The sequence below is a fragment of the Shinella oryzae genome (genome assembly GCF_023038235.1).
Classification (GTDB): Bacteria; Pseudomonadota; Alphaproteobacteria; order Rhizobiales; family Rhizobiaceae; genus Shinella; species Shinella sumterensis.
Window position 1 is genome coordinate 106,964 of the sequence record NZ_CP081987.1, and the last position, 20,578, is coordinate 127,541.

A 20,578-nucleotide genomic window follows, 5' to 3' on the forward strand; every position below is an offset into this window, starting at 1 on the left:
CAGGCTAAGGCAAGCTTCCAGGTCCATAACAAGAAGACCGTTCCCACGAAACGGACGTGAACCCGAATGGCAAAAGCTGATTTTTACGAGACGCTGGGTGTCTCCAAGACCGCCGACGAGAAGGAGCTGAAAAGCGCCTTCCGCAAGATGGCGATGAAGTATCACCCGGACAAGAATCCCGGCGATGCCTCTGCCGAACAGAAGTTCAAGGACGTCAACGAGGCCTATGAAACGCTCAAGGACCCGCAGAAGCGCGCGGCCTATGACCGTTACGGCCACGCCGCCTTCGAGCAGGGCGGCATGGGCGGCGGCGGCTTCGGCGGCGGCGGTTTCCAGGGCGGCGGCTTCTCCGACATCTTCGAGGACATCTTCGGCGAGATGATGGGCGGCGGCCGCCAGCGGCGTTCGGCCGGTGGGCGCGAGCGTGGCGGCGACCTGCGTTACAACATGGAAATCTCGCTGGAAGAGGCCTATGTGGGCAAGACCGCGCAGATCCGCGTCCCGACGTCGATCACCTGCGACGTCTGTTCCGGCTCCGGCGCCAAGCCCGGCACCAGCCCCAAGACCTGCGCCACCTGCCAGGGCTCCGGGCGCGTGCGTGCCGCACAGGGCTTCTTCTCCGTCGAGCGCACCTGCCCGACTTGCCATGGCCGCGGCCAGACGATCAGCGATCCCTGCACGAAGTGCCACGGCAACGGACGTGTCACGGAAGAGCGCTCGCTGTCGGTCAATATCCCGGCTGGCATCGAGGACGGCACGCGCATCCGGCTGTCCGGTGAAGGCGAGGCAGGCCTTCGCGGCGGCCCCGCGGGCGACCTCTATATCTTCCTGTCGGTAAGGCCGCACGAGTTCTTCCAGCGCGATGGCGCGGATCTCTACTGTGCCGTACCGATCTCCATGACGACGGCAGCGCTCGGCGGCACCTTCGATGTCGCGACGCTCGATGGGACCAAGTCGCGCGTCTCGGTGCCGGAGGGCACGCAGGCCGGCAAGCAGTTCCGCCTCAAGGGCAAGGGCATGCCGGTGCTGCGTTCGTCGCAGGTCGGCGATCTCTATATCCAGATCCAGATCGAGACGCCGCAGAAGCTGACCAAACGCCAGCGGGAACTGCTCAAGGAATTCGAGGAGATTTCCTCGAAGGACAACAATCCGGAATCATCGGGTTTCTTTGCCCGGATGAAGGAATTCTTCGACGGCTGAGCCGTGTCGAAGGACAAACAGGAAGCCGGGGTGCGATGCGCCCCGGCTTTTTTTATGCCGCACGCAGGATGAAGTTCGCGAAACGCTTCTGCACGAAGGGCGAGACGACGAACACGATGGAGAAGACCATCACCGGCGCGATGACCGCCGTACGCTGCCAGATCGTCCAACGCTCGGTGAGCGGCAGGACGATATAGAGGATCGTCGTGATGAGCGGATAGACGGGCACCAGCATGGCAAGGGCGAGATGCAGCTTGGAAAGTTTGCGGGGAGAAGATGTGTCGGACATGGGAGGACCTTTATAGAACGGAACGTTTCGTTTATATAGAAACGAAACGTTCCGTTCAAGTCCCCGCCGTGCTAGAAACGTAAAAAAGGAAAATGCCATGTCAGAGACAGACAACAGCCCGGCCCGCCGCTCGATCGGCGCCACTCGCAATCCGGCAAGCCAGGAGGCCATTCTGGCGGCGGCTGAGGCTGTGCTTCTGGAAAACGGCCTCAACGGTTTCTCCATCGAAGCGGTGGCCAAGCGCGCGCGTGCCGGCAAGCCGACGATCTATCGCTGGTGGCCGTCGCAGGCGGCTCTTCTGCTGGACGTCTACCACAGCCGCAAGCACATCAATTTCATCTTTCCCGATACGGGCAATGTGCGGGACGATTTGCGGGCCTATCTTTCGGGCCTGCTGAAGACCTGGCGCGAGCACACCAGCGGCGCCGTGTTCCGCAGCCTCGTGGCGAAGGCGCAGGGCGAGCCGGCGGCACTGGCCGCGCTTTCCGCCTATATGGCCGATCGGCGTGCACAGAGCGGGGAGATCATTCGCATGGCGCAGGCGCGTGGCGAGGTGCGGGCGGATGCCGACCCCGAGCTGATGACGGAAATCCTGGCGAGCTTCGCCTGGGGCCGCCTGCTGACGGACAGGTTGGAGGTTTCCGACACGGATATCGACGCCGTCGTCGATGCCGTCCTTACGGGGATTGCGGCAAATCCCTCCGCATGAACCCTCAGCCGGCCGTATAGACGAGCCGCAGCGTGCCGCCGGCGCCGACGACGGGTGCCACGCCGAGATAGTTCGCGAGCTGCGGGTGGCCCGTCTCGATCGGATGGTCGTGCGTAGCCGTGATCACGGCGACATTGGCGCCGGCGCTCTCCCCGGCAAGGATGCCTGCGGGCACATCCTCGAACACCAGGCAATCGGCGGGATCGAATCCAAGCCGCGCGGCACCGAGCTTGTAGCCATCCGGCGCCGGCTTGCCCTTCGTGACGTCCTCTGCCGTCACGAGAACGTCCGGCAGCGGAATGCCGGCGGCCGCGAGGCGACGGCGGGCGAGGGCCACTGGCGCGGACGTGACGATGGCCCAGCGATCGCGGGGCAGGGCCGTCAGGAAGGCAACGGCGCCGGGCAGGGCAACGACACCCTCCACATCCTCGATTTCCTGCCGCTCGACCTCCAGGGCCTCCGCCTCGGCGTCCACACCCGGCAATCCGAGCTGGGTTATGGTGTCGATGCCGCGCTTGCCATGCATCATCGGCAGGAAGGTCGCCACATCGAGCCCGTGCTTCAGCGCCCAGCGCGACCAGACGCGTTCGGCGGCAGCGATCGAATTGATGAGCGTCCCATCCATGTCGAAGAGGAAAGCCGAGAAGCTGCGATCGAAAACGGGCGTGGCGTTGGGCAAGGCAGAACCTGTTGAACTGGGAGAGGAGGATGAATGGCGCGGGCCTTTCGATTACCCGCTTGAGGCCGCGCAGGCAACCTCTCTTGCACGATCGGGCGGGCCGGCCTTGGTTGCGGACGGTCGCGACACCATCTTTCTGTTGTTGCCCGACGAATATGCCCGCAAGTGATTCCACTCGCGTGAAAAATGCTCTAGCTCTCAAGCCATGCCGCACAAGGTTTCCCTTTCCCGCCTCAAGCTCACGGATTTCCGCAACTATGCGAGCCTGTCGCTGCCGCTCGACGGCCGGCATGTCGTGCTGACGGGGCAGAACGGTGCCGGCAAGACGAACCTCATGGAGGCCGTGTCGTTCCTGTCGCCCGGCCGTGGCCTGCGCCGCGCCGCCTATGGCGATATCCCGCGCGCCGGAAGCGCCGGCGGTTTTTCCGTCTTCGCCACGCTCGACGGCATGCTGGGCGAGGTGGATATCGGCACCGGCACCGAAGGCGGCGAGGAAGGTCAGGCGCGAAAGCTTCGCCTCAACGGCACGCCCGCCCGCACCGTCGACGAGCTTCTCGATCATCTGCGCGTGGTCTGGCTGACACCCTCGATGGACGGCCTGTTCACCGGTCCCTCCGCCGACCGGCGCCGGTTTCTCGATCGGCTCGTGCTGTCGCTCGATCCTGAGCATGGCCGTCGCGCCGCGGATTTCGAAAAGGCGATGCGCGGCCGCAATCGTCTCCTCACCGAGACGCGGCCCGATCCGGCCTGGCTGACCGCGCTGGAAAAGCAGATGGCCGAGCTTGGTATCGCCATGGCCCATGCGCGCCACGAACTGGTGGGGCTGCTGTCCGGCCTGGTCGAGGCGGCACGCGACGACGGGCCGTTTCCATCGGCCACGATGCGGCTGTCCGGTTTCCTGGATGAGGAATGGCAGCGCCCCGCCTATGAGATCGAGGACATCTATCTCGGCCTGCTGCAGGACGGTCGTTACCGGGATGCCGCCGCCGGCCGCACGCTGGAAGGCCCTCACCGTGCCGATCTCCTCATCCGTCACCGCGAGAAGGACATGGAGGCCGAGCGCTGCTCGACGGGCGAGCAGAAGGCACTGCTCGTCGGCCTCATCCTGGCCCATGCGGGGCTTGTCGGCGGCATGACCGGGCACGCGCCGGTGCTGTTGCTCGACGAGATCGCCGCGCATCTCGACGAGGGCCGCCGCGCCGCACTGTTCGACCGCGTCGATGCGCTTGGCGGCCAGGCTTTCATGACCGGCACGGACCGGTCGATGTTCGATGCGCTCGGCGAGCGCGCCCAGTTCCTCACCGTCTCGAACGGAGGCATCCTGCCATGACCGAACCGCTGAGCCCCGAAGAAATCGACCGCTACCGTCGCCATATCGTGCTGGCCGAAATCGGCGGCGCGGGCCAGCAGAGGCTGAAACAGGCGAATGTGCTTGTCGTCGGCGCGGGCGGGCTGGGCGCGCCTGTTATCCAGTATCTCGCCGCCGCCGGCATCGGCCATATCGGTGTCATCGACGACGACACGGTCTCGCTCTCCAACCTGCAGCGTCAGGTGATTCACGACACGGCCGGCCTCGGGGCGCCGAAGGTCGAGAGTGCGGCGGCCGCCGTCGCGCGTCTCAACCCGCATGTGCGCTTCACCGGCATCGCGAAGCGTATCGACGCAGAGAATGCCGCAGGTCTGTTAGCCGGCTACGATATTCTGGTGGACGGTTCCGACAACTTCGATACGCGCTACACGTCCGCCGATGCGGCGGAGGCCGCCGGCATTCCGCTGGTCACCGGCGCTGTCGGTCGCTTCGATGGTTCGCTGACGGTGCTGAAACCCTATGAGGCCGGCGCGGACGGTGTGCTCTATCCCGGCTACCGCGATCTCTTCCCCACGGCCCCGCCGCCGGGCGTCGTGCCCGCCTGCGCGGAAGCGGGCATCGTCGGCGCGCTCACCGGCGTCATCGGCACGTTGATGGCGATGGAGGTGATCAAGCTGGTCACCGGCGCCGGCGAGCCGCTGGTCGGCCGCCTGCTGCTCTATGACGGGCTGGCGGCCCGTTTCGAAACGTTGAAATACAAAAGGCGGCGCGCCTAGAGATCACACCCGCCCCGGCAGCACGCGATCGGGCGGGCGATGGCCGTCGAAGAAGGTGCGGATGTTGATCACGACCTTCTCGCCCATGTCGACACGGCCTTCGATCGTGGCCGAACTCATATGCGGCAAAAGAACGACTTTGCCTTCCGCCGCCAGCTTCAGGAGCTTTGGATTGACCGATGGTTCGTTTTCGAACACGTCGAGGCCGGCGCCGGCGATCTTGCCCTCGCGCAGGCACTTGATCAGCGCCGTTTCGTCGATGATGCCGCCGCGCGCCGTATTGACGATGTAGCTCGTCGGCTGCATCAGCTCGAGCCGGCGGGCCGAAAGCAGGTGATAGGTCGCTGGCGTCGAGGGGCAGTTGACCGACACGATATCGACGCGCGCCAGCATCTGGTCGAGGCTGTCCCAGTAGGTCGCCTCCAGCGCGTCTTCCGTGTCGGGGCGCACGCGGTGGCGGTTGTGGTAGTGGATGGAGAGGCCGAAGGCCTTGGCGCGCTTGGCGACGGCCGTGCCGATGCGACCCATGCCGACGATGCCGAGGCGCTTGCCCCAGATGCGCCGGCCGAGCATCCAGGTCGGCGACCAGCCGGCCCATTCGCCCTTGCGGTCCGTCAGGATGCGCGCACCTTCGGCTAGGCGCCGGGGCGCCGCCAGGATGAGCGCCATCGTCATGTCGGCGGTGTCCTCGGTCAGCACGTTCGGCGTGTTGGTGACCGTTATGCCGCGCCTTGCCGCCGCTTCCACGTCGACATTGTCGACGCCGTTCGAAAAGCAGGCGATGAGTTTCAACTGCGGGCCCGCCTGCTCGATGAGGGCCGCATCGATCCGGTCGCCCAGCGTGGGAACGAGAACATCCGCGCTTTTGACCGCCGCGACCAGCTCGGGCTGGCTGCGCGGCGTGTCGTCGATGTTGAGTTCCGCGTCGAACAGCTCGCGCATCCGTGTCTCCACCACCTCGGGAAGGCGGCGGGTGATGTAGACCTTCGGTTTTTTCTTCTGGGTCATGGGATGTTCCGACGTCCTGTTGACGGGTCCTTAACCAAGTTGGGCAAGGATTGCTTCATCAGGGGCATTTTCTACCAGACCCGGTCGCGAAGACAATCCGCTCAGGAAGCGGTCCCCGCGATTTGCCGCCGTGTGCCGGTTCTGCAGCCCGATGCCCTCCTCTGTTCGTGCGGATTTGCCATGCGTAACCTTGTCATGCGTTTCAGCCTCGCCGCCCTTGCGGGCATCCTCGTTTCCGTCGCCGGCCTCCAGTCTGCCCATGCGCAGGCGGCCAAGGGGCCGAGCGGCCTGCCGCTGCCGCGCTTCGTGAGCCTCAAGGCCAAGAGCGTCAACCTGCGCGTCGGCCCCAGCGTCGATTACGCCGTCGCCTGGCGCTACATGAAGTCAGGCGTGCCTGTGGAGATCATCCAGGAATACGATAACTGGCGCCGCATCCGCGATGCCGATGGCACGGAAGGCTGGGTGAACCAGGCGCTGCTGTCGGGCGAGCGCACCGCCGTCACCGCGCCATGGATGCGCGGCAAGGGTGACGATGTATTCGTCAACATGCGCCGTGAAGCGCTGCCCAATGCCACGATCGTCGCGAAGATCCAGCCCGGCGTCGTCGTGAAGGTCGGCGAGTGCAACGGCGACTGGTGCCGTGCCGAGGCGGAAGGCGCCGCCGGATGGGTCTCGCAGAACGAGATCTGGGGCGCCTATCCGGGCGAAGCCTTCAAGTAAGGCCGGCCTTGCGGGCTTCTTCCGCCAAAGACAGCAGCGGGCGCGGCCCGATCTGCTGAATAACGAGCCCGGCGGCAAGGCTGCCGAGCCTGCCGCAATCGGCAAGCGAGCGGCCGGCCGTGTAGCCATAGAGGAAACCCGCGGCATAGAGATCGCCCGCGCCCGTCGTGTCGACCACGCTGAGGATATCGATCGCGTCAACCTTGGTGCGCTCGCCCTTCGCCAGGATGATGGAGCCGTCCTCGCTCATGGTCACCGCGGCAAGCCGGCAGTCCTCGGCTATGCGCGTCAGCGCCTCTTCGAAATCCTCGGTCTCGTAGAGCGCAAGCGCCTCGGCCTTGTTGGCGAAGACGATGTCGACGGTGCCCGAGCGCATGAGGTCCAGGAACTCGCCGCGATAGCGATGGACGCAGAAGCTGTCGGATAGCGTCATGGAGACTTCGCGGCCATGGGCATGCGCGATGCGGGCGCATTCGCGGATCGCATCCTTGGCGCGCGGCGGATCCCAGAGATAGCCCTCGAAATAGGTGACCTTCGCCTCGGCGACGACCTGTTCTTCCACGTCATCGGGCCCAAGCTCCACGCAGGCGCCGAGATAGGTGTTCATCGAGCGCTCGCCGTCCGGCGTGACGAAGATCATCGAACGCGCGGTCGGCGGCGTTTTGGCGAGCGGTTTCGTTTCGAAATGCACGCCCTGGGCGCGGATGTCGTGAATGAAGATGTCGCCGAGCTGGTCGTTGGCGACCTTGCCGAAATAGGCGGCCTTGCCGCCGAAGCTGGCAACGCCCGAGGCCGTGTTGCCGGCGCTGCCGCCGGAGGCTTCCAGCGCCGGTCCCATGCGCGAATAGAGCAGTTCGGCCCGCTCGGCATCGATGAGGTTCATCGCGCCCTTGATGATGTCATTGTCCGTGATGAAGTTCTCGTCGCAGCGCGCGATGATGTCGACGATGGCATTGCCGACCGTCAGCACGTCGAATTTGGTCATGCGGGAATCCCGTCTTCGTTGTGAGAGCCGGAATCGGGTCTTACCGGATTTTCCGGAAGTTGAAAGCAAAAAGGCCGCCACACCGTTTCCGGCGGGCGGCCTTTTTCTGAAAGAGACCGATCAGTCCTTCGCGCGTTCCACGTAGGAACCGTCTTCGGTGGCGATGACGACGCGGGTGCCGGCCGTGATATGCGGCGGCACGAGCGTGCGGACGCCGTTCGACAGGATCGCCGGCTTGTAGGAGGACGACGCCGTCTGGCCCTTCACGACCGGCTCGGTTTCGGTGATCTCGAGCGTGACATGGCGCGGCAGGTCGATGGCGATCGCAACGCCTTCATGCACCGAAAGCACGACCGTCATGCCTTCCTGGAGATAGGCCTTGAGGTCGCCGATATCTTCGACCGACATGGTCAGCTGGTCGTAGGTTTCCGGGTTCATGAAGTGGTAGCCGTCGCCGTCCTCGTAGAGGAAGTTGTGCTCGCGGTCCTCGACGAAGGCGCGCTCGACCTGCTCGGTCGTGCGGTAGCGTTCGGAGACCTTCACGCCGTCGGAGATGCGGCGCATGTCGACCTGGGTGACCGGCGTGCCCTTGCCCGGGTGGAAATTCTGCGCCGTCAGCACGACATAGAGCTTGCCGTCGACGTCGAGCACATTGCCCTTACGGACGGAAGAAGCGATGATCTTTACCATAAGTCTTCCTTGTAACTGAATGGACCGCGTCGTAGAGGACCGTCGCACGACGTCTTCCCCGAACGCCGGAAAAAGCGTTTTCGGGGCCGCAACTATCCTATATTCCGGCAAAACACCAGTCTCCGCCGCCGTCTGGTCCGAAGAAACCTGTCATGGAAACGCCATGAACCTGAAGCCATCGCCCTGGTGGACGCCCGATGTCCATGCCGATCGCCGGCCGTTCCTGCTGGCGCGAAACCGCATCCAGGCCGCATTGCGCGGCTGGTTTGCGGCGCGCGACTTCATCGACGTCGATACGGCGACATTGCAGGTCTCGCCGGGAAACGAGGCGCATCTGCACGCCTTTGCGACGGCCGCGATCGGTCATTCCGGCGAGAAAACGCCGCTTTACCTGCACACCTCCCCGGAATTCGCCTGCAAGAAGCTGCTGGCAGCAGGTGAACGGCGCATTGCCTGCTTTGCCCACGTCTATCGCAATCGTGAGCGGGGACCGTTGCACCACCCCGAATTCACCATGCTGGAATGGTATCGCGCCGGCGAGACCTATGACGTGCTGATGGAGGATTGCGGCGCGCTTCTGAAGCTTGCGGCAGAGGTGGCCGGCGTCGCGCAGCTCACCTATCGCGGCGCGACCTGCGATCCCGGTCTCGCGCCCGAGCGGCTGACGGTGGCCGATGCCTTCCGGCGCCATGCCGGTATCAATCTCCTCGCCACCATCGATCCTGATGGCGCGACCGACCGGCAAAGGCTTGCCGCGGCCATGCGCGCAGCCGGGCTGCGCGTTGCCGAAGACGATACCTGGGCGGACCTGTTCAGCCGTGTGCTGGTGGAGAAGGTGGAGCCAGGGCTCGGTTTCGGCCGCGCCACGATCCTTTGCGAATATCCCGTCGCCGAAGCGGCGCTTGCCCGCCCCGCCCCGCATGACCGGCGCGTGGCCGAGCGGTTCGAACTCTATGCCTGCGGCGTGGAGCTGGCCAATGCCTTCGGGGAGTTGACGGATGCTGCCGAGCAGCGCCGCCGCTTCGAACTGGAAATGGCGGAAAAGGCCCGCGTCTACGGCGAGACCTATCCGCTCGACGAGGATTTCCTCGCCGCGCTCGCCATCATGCCGGAGGCAAGCGGCATCGCGCTCGGCTTCGACCGTCTCGTCATGCTGGCCACGGGCGCCCAGCGTATCGACCAGGTGATCTGGGCCCCGGTTGCGGAGACGGTACAGTGACGGCGGCACGCAGCCTGACGACGATCGCCGAACTCGCGGACGCCGGCCTCGTGCCCGAAGCGAAACGAGCCGATGCGGCGGCCGTCGCCGAACGGTATGCAGTCGCGGTCACGCCCGCGCTCGTCGCCCTGATCGATGCCGGCGATTCCTCGGATCCGATCGCACGCCAGTTCGTGCCTGATGCCGCCGAGCTCGTCACCCTGCCGGAAGAGCGCGCCGATCCCATCGGCGACCTCGCGCACAGCCCCGTCGAGGGCATCGTGCATCGTTATCCGGATCGCGTTCTGCTCAAAGCGGTGCATGTCTGCCCGGTCTATTGCCGCTTCTGCTTCCGTCGCGAGATGGTCGGGCCGGAGGGTCTGGGCACGCTCTCGGCCAAGGCGCTGGACGCGGCCATCGCCTATATCGCCGAACGGCCGGAGATATGGGAAGTGATCCTGACGGGCGGCGATCCGCTCGTGCTCTCACCGCGGCGCCTCCAGGCCATCATGGAGCGGTTGGGCGCGATCGGACATGTGAAGATCGTGCGCTTCCACACCCGCGTCCCGGTCGTCGATCCCGCCCGTATCGACGCCGCGCTCATCGACGCGCTGAAGGCCTCCGGCAAGACGACCTATGTGGCGCTTCACGCCAATCATCCGCGCGAATTCACGGCAGATGCCTGCGCCGCCGTCGCCCGCATCGTCGATGCCGGCATGGTCATGATCAGCCAGACGGTGCTGCTGAAAGGCGTCAACGACGATGCCGATGTGCTGGCGGCGCTGATGCGCACCTTCGTCGAAAACCGGGTCAAACCGTACTATCTGCATCACCCGGACCTTGCGCCCGGCACCGCGCATTTCCGCCTGACGCTTGCCGAGGGCAGGGCGCTGGTCGAGAGCCTGCGCGGCCGCGTCTCCGGTCTCTGCCAGCCGGCCTATATCCTCGATATTCCCGGCGGGCACGGCAAGGTGCGCGCGGATTCCATGGCGGTGGAGGCGGCGGACGACGGCTGCTTCCGCCTGCGGGATTTCCGCGGCGACGTTCACGCCTATCCGCCGAAGGCGGACTGAGGCGCGCAGGTCGGGGGCGCGCAGGCCGGGGCGATCAGCGGGCGATCGCCGTCAGGATGGCGTTGCGCAGATCGTCGAGACCGCGGCTCTTTTCCGACGATGTCGCCAGCACGTCCGGATAGGCGGCCGGGTGCTTCAGGATCTTCTGCCGGCTCTCCTCGATGAGCCGCGGCACGCCGGCATCCTTGATCTTGTCCGTCTTGGTCAGCACGATCTGGTAGGAGACGGCGGCCTTGTCGAGCAGGGCGAAGACTTCCTCGTCGTTCTTCTTCACGCCGTGGCGGCTGTCGATCAGCACATAGACGCGCTTGAGCGTGGAGCGGCCGCGCAGATAGTCGAAGACCAGCTTGGTCCAGGCGTCCACCTGTTCCTTCGGCGCCTGCGCATAGCCGTAGCCGGGCATGTCGACGAGCGCCATCGGCGGCAGGTCGTCGTCCGCACCGGAAAAGCCGTCGGGCACGAAATAGTTGAGTTCCTGCGTGCGGCCGGGCGTGTTCGAGGTGCGCGCGAGCCCCTTGTGGCCGACGAGCGCATTGATCAGCGACGACTTGCCGACATTTGAGCGGCCTGCGAAGGCGATCTCCGGCGGCCCCTCCGGCGGCAGGAATTTCATGGCCGGCACGCCGCGGATGAAGATCCACGGACGTCCGAAGAGGGGCTTTTCGCCGGGCGTCGTCGTCTCGGTCATTGCGTCCTGCCTTTGTCTCAGGCCCTCCGCTTCCCGGTTTTGGCAGCGAATGTCAAGCGCGGCGCCGTCAGCTCAGCGATGGCAGTGGTGCCGTGGCAAAAGAAAACCCGGCGCGAGGCCGGGTTTTGCAATCGTCGTCTGATCTGTCGTCAGGATGGTTTCGGTTTCTTCCCGAACAGGCTCTTGAGATTGTCGAACAGCTCGATCTTCACGCCCTGGCGCTTCATGATGATCGCCTGCTGGATGATCGAGAGCGTGTTGTTCCAGGCCCAGTAGATCACGAGGCCGGCCGGGAAGGTCGCCAGCATGAAGGTGAAGACCAACGGCATCCAAGTGAAGATCATCGCCTGGGTCGGATCCGGCGGCGTCGGGTTCATGCGCATCTGCAGGAACATGGTGATGCCCATGATGATCGGCCACACGCCGATCATCAGCATGTGCGGCACCGCGAACGGCAGCAGGCCGAACAGGTTGAAGATCGAGGTCGGATCGGGCGCGGACAGGTCCTGGATCCAGCCGAAGAACGGTGCATGCCGCATCTCGATGGTCACGTAGATGACCTTGTAGAGCGCGAAGAACACCGGGATCTGCAAGAGGATCGGCCAGCAGCCGGCCAGCGGGTTGATCTTCTCTTCCTTGTAGAGCTGCATCATGGCCTGTTGCAGCGCCATGCGGTCGTCGCCGTGCTTGGCCTTCAGTTCCTCCATCTTCGGCTGCATCTTCTTCATGTTCGCCATGGAAGCGTACTGCTTGTTGGCGAGTGGGAAGAACAGGCCCTTCACGACGATCGTGGTGATGAGGATCGCGATGCCGAAATTGCCGAAGTAGCGGAAGAAGAAGTCCATCAGCTGGAACATCGGCTTGGTGAAGAACCAGAACCAGCCCCAGTCGATCATCAGGTCGAACTGCGGGATCGCATAGGTCTTCTCGTACTGGTCGATGATCGGCACTTCCTTGGCGCCGCCGAAGAACAGGTTCTTGACTTCGATCGTCTGGCCCGGCGCGACGGTGATGTCGTCCTGGCGATAATCCGCCTGGTAGCGCGAACGGCCGTCGGTGAAGTGCGAGAAGCGCGTCTCATAGGGCGTGGCCTGCGGCGGAACGAGCGCCGTCGCCCAGTACTTGTCGGTGATGCCGAGCCAGCCGCCGGTCGCCTTGCCGGGCGTGACGGTCGTGTTGTCCTCGGTCTTGCTGTACTTCACTTCCTGCAGGCCGAGCTCGCCGAGCACGCCGATGAAGCCTTCGTGCAGCACGTAGACCGACGGATCGGTCGGCTTGAAGAAGCGCGTCGAGCGGCCATAGGGCGACAGCGCGATGGGTGCATCCGTGCGGTTCTCGATGCTGTCGGTGATGGTGAACATGTAATGTTCGTCGACCGAGACCGTGCGGGCGAAGGTAACGCCCTTGTCGTTGGTGAAGGTCAGCTTCACCGGGGTCGTCTGCGTCAGCTTGCCGGCACCGTCCTGCGTCCACACCGTCTGGGGACCCGGAACCGTGCCGGTCGCATCGCTGCCCACATAGCCGATCTCGGCAAAGTAGCCGTGTTCGGTTTCGGCCGGGCTGAGCAGGGTGATGATCGGGCTCGACTTGTCGACCGTCTCATGGAATTCCTTGAGCTTCAGGTCGTCGAAGCGTGCGCCCGTCAGGTTGATGGAGCCGGCAAGCGCGGGCGTGTCGATCTCGATGCGCGCGGATTTCGCAAGCGCCGTGTCACGCGCCTCGGTGGCCGTGCCCGTCGCCGTCGCACTGGGCAGCGTCCCGCTCGTGCTCACCGCAGGCGTCGTGCCGTCGGCCGTCGTCGTCGTTGTCTGCTGCTGGGTCTGGGCAGCCTGCTGGGCTTCCAGCGCGACGCGATCCTTTTCCAGCTTCGGGTTCACATACAGGAACTGCCAGGCGACGAGGATCAGCACGGACAGTGCGATCGCCACGAAATAATTGCGGTTCTTTTCCATCACTCTTTCCCGGGAGCAGCTGAGGATCGCTGCCGCTTCTGTTTCTTACCTGTTGCGATCCGGTCTTTCAGGCTCGCTTCGAGGGTTTTGAAGGGCGCGTGCAACACGTCCCGTCTGGCGACAACCACATAGTCGTGTCCGGGCTCCATTGCAAACCCGGCGGATAGCCGCACCGCCTCCTTGAGGCGGCGGCGCATGCGATTGCGCTCGACGGCATTGCCATGCTTCTTCGTAACGGTGAAGCCGACGCGGGGCGCTTCCTCCGGCATCTGCCGGTCGCGCACTTCCAGAAGGAACAGCGGTCCCTTGCGGCGCTCGCCCTCGCGCACAAAAAGAAACTGCGGACGGCTTTTCAGCCGTCCGACAGCGGATTTTCCAACAGTTTTCGTCATATGCCCGTCGCCTCTGTTCGGGCAGGCACGGCTTAAGCCGAGAGACGAGCGCGACCGCGTGCGCGGCGAGCGGAGAGGACCTTGCGGCCGCCCTTCGTTGCCATGCGGGCACGGAAGCCATGACGACGCTTGCGGACAAGCTTGGAGGGTTGGTAGGTACGCTTGGACATTTATTTAATACCGCGGTGTGCGGCCCTTCTTGGGTTTGCGTTTTAGCAAGCAGCGTTTCTGTCCGGCAACGGTTATCCCCTCACGGGAAGCCGAGCTTTCCGAACGTGGGCGGCTTATAAGGGCAAAAACGGTCGAAAGTCAATTGCGACCCTGCGGGAGAGCGGCCGGTCGCAATCGTTAATGTCCTTCCCTCTAGGGTTGTGCGATTTTTTGCGCTTTAACGCTTTCGCCGGTGTAAAACGAGCGGCATGAGACAAAAATACCGGCCATTCTTCTTCAATATTTGCTCCGTGAACCCGTGAATGCCCAACATCCGGGGGATTTTCATAAAAATCTAATTAACCTTTGAAATTTACAATTTGTCCCGAGGGGGTGAGCTGGATCGTGCCATCTTGCCGTACCGCTTACCTAGTGGAGCATGATGTGAAAATTCGGGGAAAAATCTATCTCATCGTGGGCGTGATGGGGCTCATTTCTGTGCTCGTCGGCGGCATCGCCGTTCATGTCGTGTCAGAGTACAGTGCAAAGCTCGAGCGCTACCAGAACGCCTCGGACCGGGCCTTTCTCGGCGAGCATCTGAACCGCCAGGTCACCGCCGTGGTGATGGAAGCCCGTGGCATCTACGCCTCCAAGGACAGCGAGAATGCGAAGAAGTTCGCCGACGGCATCAGCAAGGAACTCGATGGCATCGACAAGACGCTGAACGACTGGCGCCCGCTGGTGCCGGAATCCCAGAAGGCGGCCTTCGAGGCCGTCGTGGCCCGTGCCGCCGACTTCCGCACCTTCCGCTCGGAAACGGCACGGCTGGGTACGCAGGTTTCGCCTGCCGCTGCCAATGAGCAAGGCAATAACGAGAGCAACCGGGCCAACCGCAAGGCGTTCCAGAAGGAAATCGACGCCGTTGTCGAAACCGACAACGCCAATCTGAGCGCCATCAAAAGTGACGTCGCCGCTTTCGAAACACTGATGCTCACCCTGGTGCTGGGCACGATCGGCGTCGGTCTGGCCGCCGGTGGCGGTGCGGCCTTTTACATCGCGACCAACGAGCTGAGCCGGCCGATCCAGAAGGTCACGGACACGATGAACCGCCTTGCGGGCGGCGACCTCGCGACGGAAGTGCCCTATGCGGGCCGTCAGGACGAGATCGGCGAAATGGCGGCCGCCGTCGCCGTCTTCCGCCAGAACGCCATCACCGTACGGGATCTCAATGCGCAGGAACAGGTTCTGCGCGAGAAGAGCGCCGACCTCCAGTCCTCCATCGCCACCGTCGTCCATGCCGCCGCAGCCGGTGACTTTTCCTCGCGCATCAGCAAGGATTACGACAACGACGACCTCAACCGTTTCGCAAGCAGCGTCAACGAACTGGTCGCCAGCGTCGAGGAAGGCATTGCCGAAACCCGCCGCGTCATCGGCGCGCTGGCCGAGGGCGACCTCACGCAGACCATGAGCGGCAGTTTCCGCGGCGCCTTCGCCGAACTGCAGCAGAACGTCAACACGACACTCGCCACGCTCCAGCGCACGATGCGCGAGGTGCGGTCGTCCACCGATGCGATCAACGCCAATTCCGGCGAGCTGCGCACCGCATCCGACGATCTGTCCAAGCGCACCGAGCAGCAGGCCGCGGCCCTTGAGGAAACCTCCGCCGCGCTCGACGAGATCACCGTCGCCGTGAAGAATTCGACGGACCAGGCGGGCGAGGCGAGCCGCATGGTCGCCGAGGCAACCCAGAGCGCCAAGCAGTCCGGCACCATCGTGCGCAACGCCATCGATGCCATGGGCCGTATCGAGCAGGCTTCGTCGGAGATCAGCCAGATCATCTCGGTAATCGACGAGATCGCCTTCCAGACCAACCTGCTGGCGCTCAATGCCGGCGTCGAGGCCGCCCGTGCGGGCGAGGCCGGCAAGGGTTTCGCCGTGGTCGCGCAGGAAGTCCGCGAACTCGCACAGCGTGCCGCCAGCGCCGCGAAGGACATCAAGGGTCTGATCACCAAGTCCTCCGACGAGGTGTCGGTTGGCGTCAAATACGTGCAGGAGACGGGTGCCGCACTGACCGACATCGAGGGCCGCGTCGTGACCATCAACGATCGCATCCACTCCATCGCCACCGCCGCCCGCGAGCAGGCGACCGGCCTTCAGGAAGTCAGCACCGCCATCAACCAGATGGACCAGGTTACCCAGCACAACGCCGCCATGGTCGAGGAGACCTCGGCCGCGACCCATAAGCTCAAGGCGGAAGCCGACGGCCTCGCCGACCTGGTCGCCCGCTTCCGCACCGGCGACGCGCTGCCACGCATCGCTGTCGCCCGTACAGAGACGCGCCCGGTCGAATCACCGGCCCGCCGCATGATGGGCAATGTTGCCCGCGCCTTCGGTGGCGGCGCCGCGGCCACGTCTGCCGCCGCGGTCCAGGAGAACTGGGAAGAGTTCTGATCAACGGCGCGCGCGCCTGGAAATAGAACGCGGCGGTCGCGAGATCGCCGCGTTTTTCGTTGTCCTGCGCTCCGTTGGAAAAATTGCCGTAATCTCCTATAATTGGCTAGCGGTCGTTATCGAGAACGCACCGCAGAGCGGTGCGTTGGCAGTGGCGCATCATGTGGCCGGGCCCGGGAGTTGAGACATGGTGGACAGAGACGGGACGCCGTCCTTGGCCGAGATGCCGGTGCCGAAAGTTGGTTTCCTGTCGGGGCTTTCCGGCAGGCTCCTCCTCGTGACGGCGATTTTCGTGCTGATCGCGGAAATCCTGATCTTCGTGCCGTCGGTCGCCAATATGCGGCTGATGTGGCTGCGTGACCGCCTGAACACCGCAGCGGCGGCCAGCGTCGTCATCGAAGGGCTGCCGGATCAGGAACTGCCGCGCTCCGTGCAGCAAGAGACGCTGATGGCGACGGGTGCAAAGGCGATCGTGCTGAAGAAGGCCGATGCCTCGCGCATGGTCGCCGCTGTCGAGATGCCGCCGACCGTCGATGAGCAATACGATCTCTCGGATGTCTCGACGCCGGCCGCCGTCTACGATGCCTTCGATACGCTGCTTTTCGGCGGCGACCGCATCATCCGCGTCTACGGGCCCGTTGGCGAGACGACCACGCGCATCGAGCTGCTTCTCGAAGATGGCGCCCTGCGCCGCGCCATGCTGCGCTATGCGCGCAACGTGTTCTTCCTCTCGCTTTTCATTTCGCTCGTCACGGCCGCCCCGATCTTCTTCGCGCTCAACCGCCTGCTGATCCGCCCGGTGCGCGGCATGACGGCCAATATCCGCGAATTCGCCGCCGATCCGTCCAACCCCGCCCGCGTCCTACGCCCGTCGGGCGGGCGCGATGAGATCGCCGTCGCAGGCATCCACCTGGCGGCCATGCAACAGACCCTGCAGCGCACGCTGAAAGAACAGAAGAACCTGGCGGACCTCGGCCTCGCGGTCTCGAAGATCAACCACGACATGCGCAACATCCTCTCCTCCGCGCAGCTGATGTCCGACCGCCTGTCGGATGTCGACGATCCCGTGGTCAAGCGCGTCGCGCCAAAACTTCTGCGCAGCATCGACCGCGCCGTCGGTTACACCAACGAGGTCATGTCCTACGGCCGCATGCGTGAGCCGGAACCGCGCCGCCGATTCGTTTCGCTGCGGCCGCTGGTGCAGGAGGTCTCCGAAGTTCTGGCTCTGGACACGCGCGGCGACATCGATTTCATCGTCGAGGTCGAGCCTGCCCTTCAGGTCGATGCGGATGGCGAGCAGCTCTTCCGCGTCATCCACAATCTCTGCCGCAACGCGGTGGAAGCGCTGTCGCAGGAGATTTCCGTGGAGCGACGGGCGGTCATCGTGACGGGCATTCGCACCGGCAGCGTCGTCTCCATCGCCATCGAGGACAACGGGCCCGGCATGCCGCAGAAGGCGCGGGAGAACCTGTTCACGGCCTTCCGCGGCTCCGCCCGCTCCGGCGGCACGGGTCTGGGGCTTGCGATCGCGCGCGAGCTCGTGCTGGCGCATGGCGGCACCATCGCGCTTGTGGAAAAGGTCACGCCGGGCACGCTTTTCCGCATCGAGCTTCCCGACCGCCCCGTCCCGCTGGATGCCTTCCGCCACCGCGCCTGACCGCGTCGGCACAGGGCGCCGCAATGAAAAAAATACATTTTTCTCCGAAAGGCGCTTGCAATAACCCGAAGCACCCTTTAGAGAACCGCCTCGCAGCCGGGCAATACGCCCGCCACTGCCAGCGCACCCGTAGCTCAGCTGGATAGAGCACCAGACTACGAATCTGGGGGTCAGGAGTTCGAATCTCTTCGGGTGCGCCATTCTTCAATCCACATTCTGCAAACCGCTGATAGTCACGCGCCTCTGCCGCGGTCATGAGCCGTTTTTGCCGTGACCGATATGTCACGGGGGGCGGTCCCTCGCGCGGCTGTGATCGTGCCCCGACGCGGCTTCTCTTCAAAAGCGCCTGCCGCTCGGCTAAGCAGGATCGGACGGAGCTGTCAGGCGCCGGCGAAACGGGAAAGTGAAGGAAGCGGGACATGACGAACCGCGAGGTGCCGCGCATGGTGCGAAAGGCGATATTCGCCGGGCTCATCGTGCTGGCCGGTTGTGCCGGCCGGCCGGAGGGCGTTCTGGTGCCGAGCGGCAAGGTCGCCCCGGGCGTTTCCACCGTCGATCTGCTGGTCGCCACCACGCGCGCGCCGTCCAGCCAGCCCGGCGTTCTCTTTTCCGGCGAGCGCGGCTCGGAACTCGCGGTCAGCGACATCGTCGTCTCGATACCGCCTGACGACAAGCGCAAGGTCGGCCAGGTGCAATGGCCCAAGAAGCTGCCGGCCGATCCGATGAAGGATTTCTCCACGGTCAGCGTCAAGCCGATCGACGGCGCGAAGGCAGCCAATGGCTGGCTCGGCCGGAACCTGCCGAAGAGCCGTCGGGTCCTGATCTTCGTGCACGGCTTCAACAATCGCTATGAGGATGCCGTCTATCGCTTCGCGCAGATCGTGCATGATTCCAAGACCGATGCCGCGCCTGTCATCTTCACCTGGCCTTCGCGCGCCAGCATCTTCGATTACTCTTACGACAAGGAAAGCACCAACTATTCGCGCGATGCGCTGGAGGAGTTGTTGCGGGCTGCCGTCAACACGCCGCAAGTCGGTGAAATCACCATCATGGCGCATTCCATGGGGACTTGGCTTGCCGTCGAGACCTTGCGCCAGATGGCGATCCGCGACGGCCGTGTGCCGAAGAAGATCCAGCAGGTCATTCTCGCGTCGCCCGATCTCGACGTCGATGTGTTCGGCCAGCAGATGCGGGCCATCGGCAGAGACAAGAAGGATCGCCCGAACTTCACACTCTTCGTGTCGCGAGATGACCGCGCGCTGACGCTGTCGCGCCGCATCTCCGGCAATATCGACCGGCTCGGCCAGATCAATCCGGCCGAAGAGCCCTACCGCACCATGCTGGAAAAGCAGGGCATTACCGTGCTCGATCTGACGGCGCTGAAATCCGGCGACCGGCTGAACCACGGAAAGTTCGCCGAAAGCCCGGAAGTGGTTCGCCTCATCGGCAATCGCCTGATCGACGGCCAGTCGGTGACCGATTCCGAAGTCGGTCTCGGCGAGCGCATCGGCGCGGTCGCGCTCGGCACGGCGCAGACCGTCGGCAGCGCCGCGAGCATCGCGGTCTCGACACCCATCGCCGTCTTCGATCCGGTGACGCGCCGCAACTACAACGACCAGTGGCGGCGCCTCGGCAACTCCGTCGAAGACACCACGACGACCGCTGTGGGCCAGTGATGCGGCGGCCTGTCCGGGCCGCTCCGTCGCTGCGTGAACGGCCGTCAGGCGATGTCCACGTCGCGCCCGGCGATCTCGTAATCCTCGTTGTGCACCTGCAGCCCCTCCGGCGTCACCACGACGATGCCGTAGGCGGCCGGCTCGTCCACCGAGAGCGAGGTGTCCGGCGTGTCGAAAGGCATCGGCTGCTGGTGTACGGGGCTCTTGAAGATGGAGAAGGGAATGCCGCGATGCGATCCCCCGATCGTGCGGTGCACGTGGCCGGCGAAGATATGGCGGACATTGCCGTGTTTCAGCACGAGTTCGTAGAAGGCGTCCTCGTTGCCCAGGCGAATGGCGTCCATGCCGGTAAAGCCCGTCTTGTGCGGCGGGTGGTGCATGAAAACGAGCACCGGCCGCCCGCCTGCGCCGACCAGCGCCCGGTCGAACCAGGCGAGGCGCGTTTCGCACAGATAGCCCGCATGGCTCATCGGATAGTCGTAGGGCGGGGCAAACAGGGTGTCGAGCAGCACGGCGCGGCAGTCGTCGAAATCGATCACCTGCTGGATGAAGCCGTTTTCGTCCGGCTGCACATGGCAAAAGGTCTCGAGAAAACGCGTGCGATGATCGTGGTTGCCGATGGTGATGGCGGCCGGCGGCGTCAGCAGCGAGAGCAGGTCCCGCAGGCGCTCGTAGGAGGGCGTATCGGCCCGATGTGTCAGGTCGCCCATGAAGATCACCCGGTCGGCATCCGCATGATGGCGATTGACGTGCTCGATGCCCGCGAGCAGCCTGGCATACGGGTCGAGGCCGATGATCCGGGCGCCGTCGGGCACCATGTGCAGGTCGGTGAAGACGATGAGTTTTGTCATGAAGGATCCCGTGCTGCGCCGACCCTTTCGTATCGCGCAAACCGGCAGCGTGAAAAGCGGTTGGAACGGGCGATAATCTGATATATCAGAATAGGAAAGCCGGCCGGCCGGTGAAAGCGGAGAGA

General features: G+C 64.4%; 21 protein-coding genes and 1 tRNA gene. 12 read left to right on the forward strand and 10 right to left on the reverse strand.

Going from position 1 to position 20,578, the window contains the following annotated elements; all coding sequences use genetic code 11:
* The first annotated feature begins 66 nt into the window (after positions 1-66).
* Positions 67-1,200: a molecular chaperone DnaJ gene (gene dnaJ, locus K6301_RS00525; RefSeq protein WP_247218601.1), complete on the forward strand. Its 1,134-nt coding sequence runs from the start codon at positions 67-69 to the stop codon at positions 1,198-1,200.
* Positions 1,201-1,252: 52 nt separating this feature from the next.
* On the opposite strand, the gene K6301_RS00530 is transcribed toward dnaJ, so the two are convergent.
* Positions 1,253-1,489, reverse strand: coding sequence for a hypothetical protein (locus K6301_RS00530; RefSeq protein WP_134647884.1), 237 nt, complete (start codon positions 1,487-1,489; stop codon positions 1,253-1,255).
* A gap of 97 nt (positions 1,490-1,586) precedes the next feature.
* Between K6301_RS00530 and K6301_RS00535 the strand changes: the two genes are divergently transcribed.
* Positions 1,587-2,198, forward strand: a complete 612-nt coding sequence (locus tag K6301_RS00535) for a TetR/AcrR family transcriptional regulator (protein WP_247218602.1) — start codon at positions 1,587-1,589, stop codon at positions 2,196-2,198.
* 4 nt (positions 2,199-2,202) lie between these two features.
* On the opposite strand, the gene K6301_RS00540 is transcribed toward K6301_RS00535, so the two are convergent.
* Positions 2,203-2,823 carry an HAD-IA family hydrolase gene (locus tag K6301_RS00540; protein ID WP_247218603.1) on the reverse strand — a complete coding sequence of 207 codons (621 nt, stop codon included), beginning with the start codon at positions 2,821-2,823 and terminating at the stop codon, positions 2,203-2,205.
* On the opposite strand from K6301_RS00540, the gene K6301_RS00545 reads away from it, so the two are divergent.
* The 3 genes from K6301_RS00545 to K6301_RS00555 are packed head-to-tail and all read left to right on the forward strand — an operon-like array spanning position 2,822 to position 4,962.
* Positions 2,822-3,046: a hypothetical protein gene (locus K6301_RS00545; protein ID WP_247218604.1), complete on the forward strand. Its 225-nt coding sequence runs from the start codon at positions 2,822-2,824 to the stop codon at positions 3,044-3,046. The two genes, K6301_RS00540 and K6301_RS00545, sit on opposite strands and share 2 nt — an antisense overlap.
* Before the next feature lie 36 nt (positions 3,047-3,082).
* Entirely contained in the window at positions 3,083-4,207 is a 1,125-nt protein-coding gene (gene recF, locus K6301_RS00550; RefSeq protein ID WP_247218605.1) for a DNA replication/repair protein RecF, read from the forward strand.
* Positions 4,204-4,962, forward strand: coding sequence for a molybdopterin-synthase adenylyltransferase MoeB (locus K6301_RS00555; RefSeq protein WP_247218606.1), 759 nt, complete (start codon positions 4,204-4,206; stop codon positions 4,960-4,962). Before recF ends, K6301_RS00555 begins: the two co-directional genes overlap by 4 nt.
* 3 nt (positions 4,963-4,965) lie before the next feature.
* Here K6301_RS00555 and K6301_RS00560 read toward each other — a convergent pair whose 3' ends face one another.
* Positions 4,966-5,970, reverse strand: a complete 1,005-nt coding sequence (locus K6301_RS00560) for a 2-hydroxyacid dehydrogenase (protein ID WP_134647876.1) — start codon at positions 5,968-5,970, stop codon at positions 4,966-4,968.
* 195 nt (positions 5,971-6,165) lie between these two features.
* On the opposite strand from K6301_RS00560, the gene K6301_RS00565 reads away from it, so the two are divergent.
* The gene (locus K6301_RS00565; protein WP_370340622.1) at positions 6,166-6,690 is read left to right on the forward strand and encodes an SH3 domain-containing protein; all 525 of its coding nucleotides are present in this window, start codon (positions 6,166-6,168) and stop codon (positions 6,688-6,690) included.
* Here the strand turns inward: K6301_RS00565 and K6301_RS00570 are convergent.
* On the reverse strand, positions 6,683-7,675 hold the full coding sequence (locus K6301_RS00570) for an adenosine kinase (RefSeq protein ID WP_247218609.1): 993 nt from the start codon (positions 7,673-7,675) through the stop codon (positions 6,683-6,685). The two genes, K6301_RS00565 and K6301_RS00570, sit on opposite strands and share 8 nt — an antisense overlap.
* A 120-nt stretch (positions 7,676-7,795) precedes the next feature.
* Positions 7,796-8,365: an elongation factor P gene (gene efp, locus K6301_RS00575; protein WP_134647870.1), complete on the reverse strand. Its 570-nt coding sequence runs from the start codon at positions 8,363-8,365 to the stop codon at positions 7,796-7,798.
* 163 nt (positions 8,366-8,528) lie between these two features.
* Here efp and epmA point away from each other — a divergent pair, with 163 nt between their 5' ends.
* Both epmA and K6301_RS00585 read left to right on the forward strand, forming a co-directional pair.
* Positions 8,529-9,584, forward strand: a complete 1,056-nt coding sequence (epmA, locus tag K6301_RS00580) for an EF-P lysine aminoacylase EpmA (RefSeq protein WP_247218611.1) — start codon at positions 8,529-8,531, stop codon at positions 9,582-9,584.
* Positions 9,581-10,636 carry a lysine-2,3-aminomutase-like protein gene (locus K6301_RS00585; RefSeq protein WP_247218613.1) on the forward strand — a complete coding sequence of 352 codons (1,056 nt, stop codon included), beginning with the start codon at positions 9,581-9,583 and terminating at the stop codon, positions 10,634-10,636. Before epmA ends, K6301_RS00585 begins: the two co-directional genes overlap by 4 nt.
* Before the next feature lie 34 nt (positions 10,637-10,670).
* On the opposite strand, the gene yihA is transcribed toward K6301_RS00585, so the two are convergent.
* From yihA to rpmH, 4 genes are all read right to left on the reverse strand, one after another.
* Positions 10,671-11,324, reverse strand: coding sequence for a ribosome biogenesis GTP-binding protein YihA/YsxC (gene yihA, locus K6301_RS00590; RefSeq protein ID WP_247218615.1), 654 nt, complete (start codon positions 11,322-11,324; stop codon positions 10,671-10,673).
* Between the two features lie 149 nt (positions 11,325-11,473).
* Entirely contained in the window at positions 11,474-13,276 is a 1,803-nt protein-coding gene (gene yidC, locus K6301_RS00595; protein WP_247218617.1) for a membrane protein insertase YidC, read from the reverse strand.
* Positions 13,276-13,668 (reverse strand): ribonuclease P protein component, encoded by a 393-nt coding sequence (rnpA, locus tag K6301_RS00600; protein ID WP_247218619.1) that lies wholly within the window; start codon positions 13,666-13,668, stop codon positions 13,276-13,278. Before rnpA ends, yidC begins: the two co-directional genes overlap by 1 nt.
* A 32-nt stretch (positions 13,669-13,700) precedes the next feature.
* On the reverse strand, positions 13,701-13,838 hold the full coding sequence (gene rpmH, locus K6301_RS00605; RefSeq protein WP_037405882.1) for a 50S ribosomal protein L34: 138 nt from the start codon (positions 13,836-13,838) through the stop codon (positions 13,701-13,703).
* A 424-nt stretch (positions 13,839-14,262) separates the two neighbouring features.
* Between rpmH and K6301_RS00610 the strand changes: the two genes are divergently transcribed.
* The 4 genes from K6301_RS00610 (at position 14,263) to K6301_RS00625 (ending at position 19,602) form a co-directional block, all read left to right on the forward strand.
* Positions 14,263-16,269, forward strand: a complete 2,007-nt coding sequence (locus K6301_RS00610; RefSeq protein ID WP_247218621.1) for a methyl-accepting chemotaxis protein — start codon at positions 14,263-14,265, stop codon at positions 16,267-16,269.
* A gap of 187 nt (positions 16,270-16,456) precedes the next feature.
* Positions 16,457-17,926, forward strand: a complete 1,470-nt coding sequence (locus K6301_RS00615) for a sensor histidine kinase (protein ID WP_425475356.1) — start codon at positions 16,457-16,459, stop codon at positions 17,924-17,926.
* Between the two features lie 123 nt (positions 17,927-18,049).
* Positions 18,050-18,126 (forward strand) — tRNA-Arg (locus K6301_RS00620).
* A gap of 219 nt (positions 18,127-18,345) precedes the next feature.
* Positions 18,346-19,602, forward strand: coding sequence for an alpha/beta hydrolase (locus K6301_RS00625; RefSeq protein WP_247218623.1), 1,257 nt, complete (start codon positions 18,346-18,348; stop codon positions 19,600-19,602).
* Between the two features lie 44 nt (positions 19,603-19,646).
* On the opposite strand, the gene spdA is transcribed toward K6301_RS00625, so the two are convergent.
* Positions 19,647-20,453 carry a 2', 3'cyclic nucleotide phosphodiesterase SpdA gene (gene spdA / locus K6301_RS00630; RefSeq protein ID WP_247218625.1) on the reverse strand — a complete coding sequence of 269 codons (807 nt, stop codon included), beginning with the start codon at positions 20,451-20,453 and terminating at the stop codon, positions 19,647-19,649.
* Positions 20,454-20,578: the final 125 nt, after the last annotated feature.

Excerpts from the sequence above, each read along its gene's own strand:
- dnaJ (WP_247218601.1), top strand. The coding sequence starts at position 67 with ATGGCAAAAGCTGATTTTTACGAGACGCTGGGTGTCTCCAAGACCGCC.
- K6301_RS00530 (WP_134647884.1), bottom strand. The coding sequence starts at position 1,489 with ATGTCCGACACATCTTCTCCCCGCAAACTTTCCAAGCTGCATCTCGCC.
- K6301_RS00535 (WP_247218602.1), top strand. The coding sequence starts at position 1,587 with ATGTCAGAGACAGACAACAGCCCGGCCCGCCGCTCGATCGGCGCCACT.
- K6301_RS00545 (WP_247218604.1), top strand. The coding sequence starts at position 2,822 with ATGTCGAAGAGGAAAGCCGAGAAGCTGCGATCGAAAACGGGCGTGGCG.
- K6301_RS00540 (WP_247218603.1), bottom strand. The coding sequence starts at position 2,823 with ATGGATGGGACGCTCATCAATTCGATCGCTGCCGCCGAACGCGTCTGG.
- recF (WP_247218605.1), top strand. The coding sequence starts at position 3,083 with ATGCCGCACAAGGTTTCCCTTTCCCGCCTCAAGCTCACGGATTTCCGC.
- K6301_RS00555 (WP_247218606.1), top strand. The coding sequence starts at position 4,204 with ATGACCGAACCGCTGAGCCCCGAAGAAATCGACCGCTACCGTCGCCAT.
- K6301_RS00560 (WP_134647876.1), bottom strand. The coding sequence starts at position 5,970 with ATGACCCAGAAGAAAAAACCGAAGGTCTACATCACCCGCCGCCTTCCC.
- K6301_RS00565 (WP_370340622.1), top strand. The coding sequence starts at position 6,166 with ATGCGTTTCAGCCTCGCCGCCCTTGCGGGCATCCTCGTTTCCGTCGCC.
- K6301_RS00570 (WP_247218609.1), bottom strand. The coding sequence starts at position 7,675 with ATGACCAAATTCGACGTGCTGACGGTCGGCAATGCCATCGTCGACATC.
- efp (WP_134647870.1), bottom strand. The coding sequence starts at position 8,365 with ATGGTAAAGATCATCGCTTCTTCCGTCCGTAAGGGCAATGTGCTCGAC.
- epmA (WP_247218611.1), top strand. The coding sequence starts at position 8,529 with ATGAACCTGAAGCCATCGCCCTGGTGGACGCCCGATGTCCATGCCGAT.
- yihA (WP_247218615.1), bottom strand. The coding sequence starts at position 11,324 with ATGACCGAGACGACGACGCCCGGCGAAAAGCCCCTCTTCGGACGTCCG.
- yidC (WP_247218617.1), bottom strand. The coding sequence starts at position 13,276 with ATGGAAAAGAACCGCAATTATTTCGTGGCGATCGCACTGTCCGTGCTG.
- rnpA (WP_247218619.1), bottom strand. The coding sequence starts at position 13,668 with ATGACGAAAACTGTTGGAAAATCCGCTGTCGGACGGCTGAAAAGCCGT.
- rpmH (WP_037405882.1), bottom strand. The coding sequence starts at position 13,838 with ATGTCCAAGCGTACCTACCAACCCTCCAAGCTTGTCCGCAAGCGTCGT.
- K6301_RS00615 (WP_425475356.1), top strand. The coding sequence starts at position 16,457 with ATGGTGGACAGAGACGGGACGCCGTCCTTGGCCGAGATGCCGGTGCCG.
- K6301_RS00625 (WP_247218623.1), top strand. The coding sequence starts at position 18,346 with ATGACGAACCGCGAGGTGCCGCGCATGGTGCGAAAGGCGATATTCGCC.
- spdA (WP_247218625.1), bottom strand. The coding sequence starts at position 20,453 with ATGACAAAACTCATCGTCTTCACCGACCTGCACATGGTGCCCGACGGC.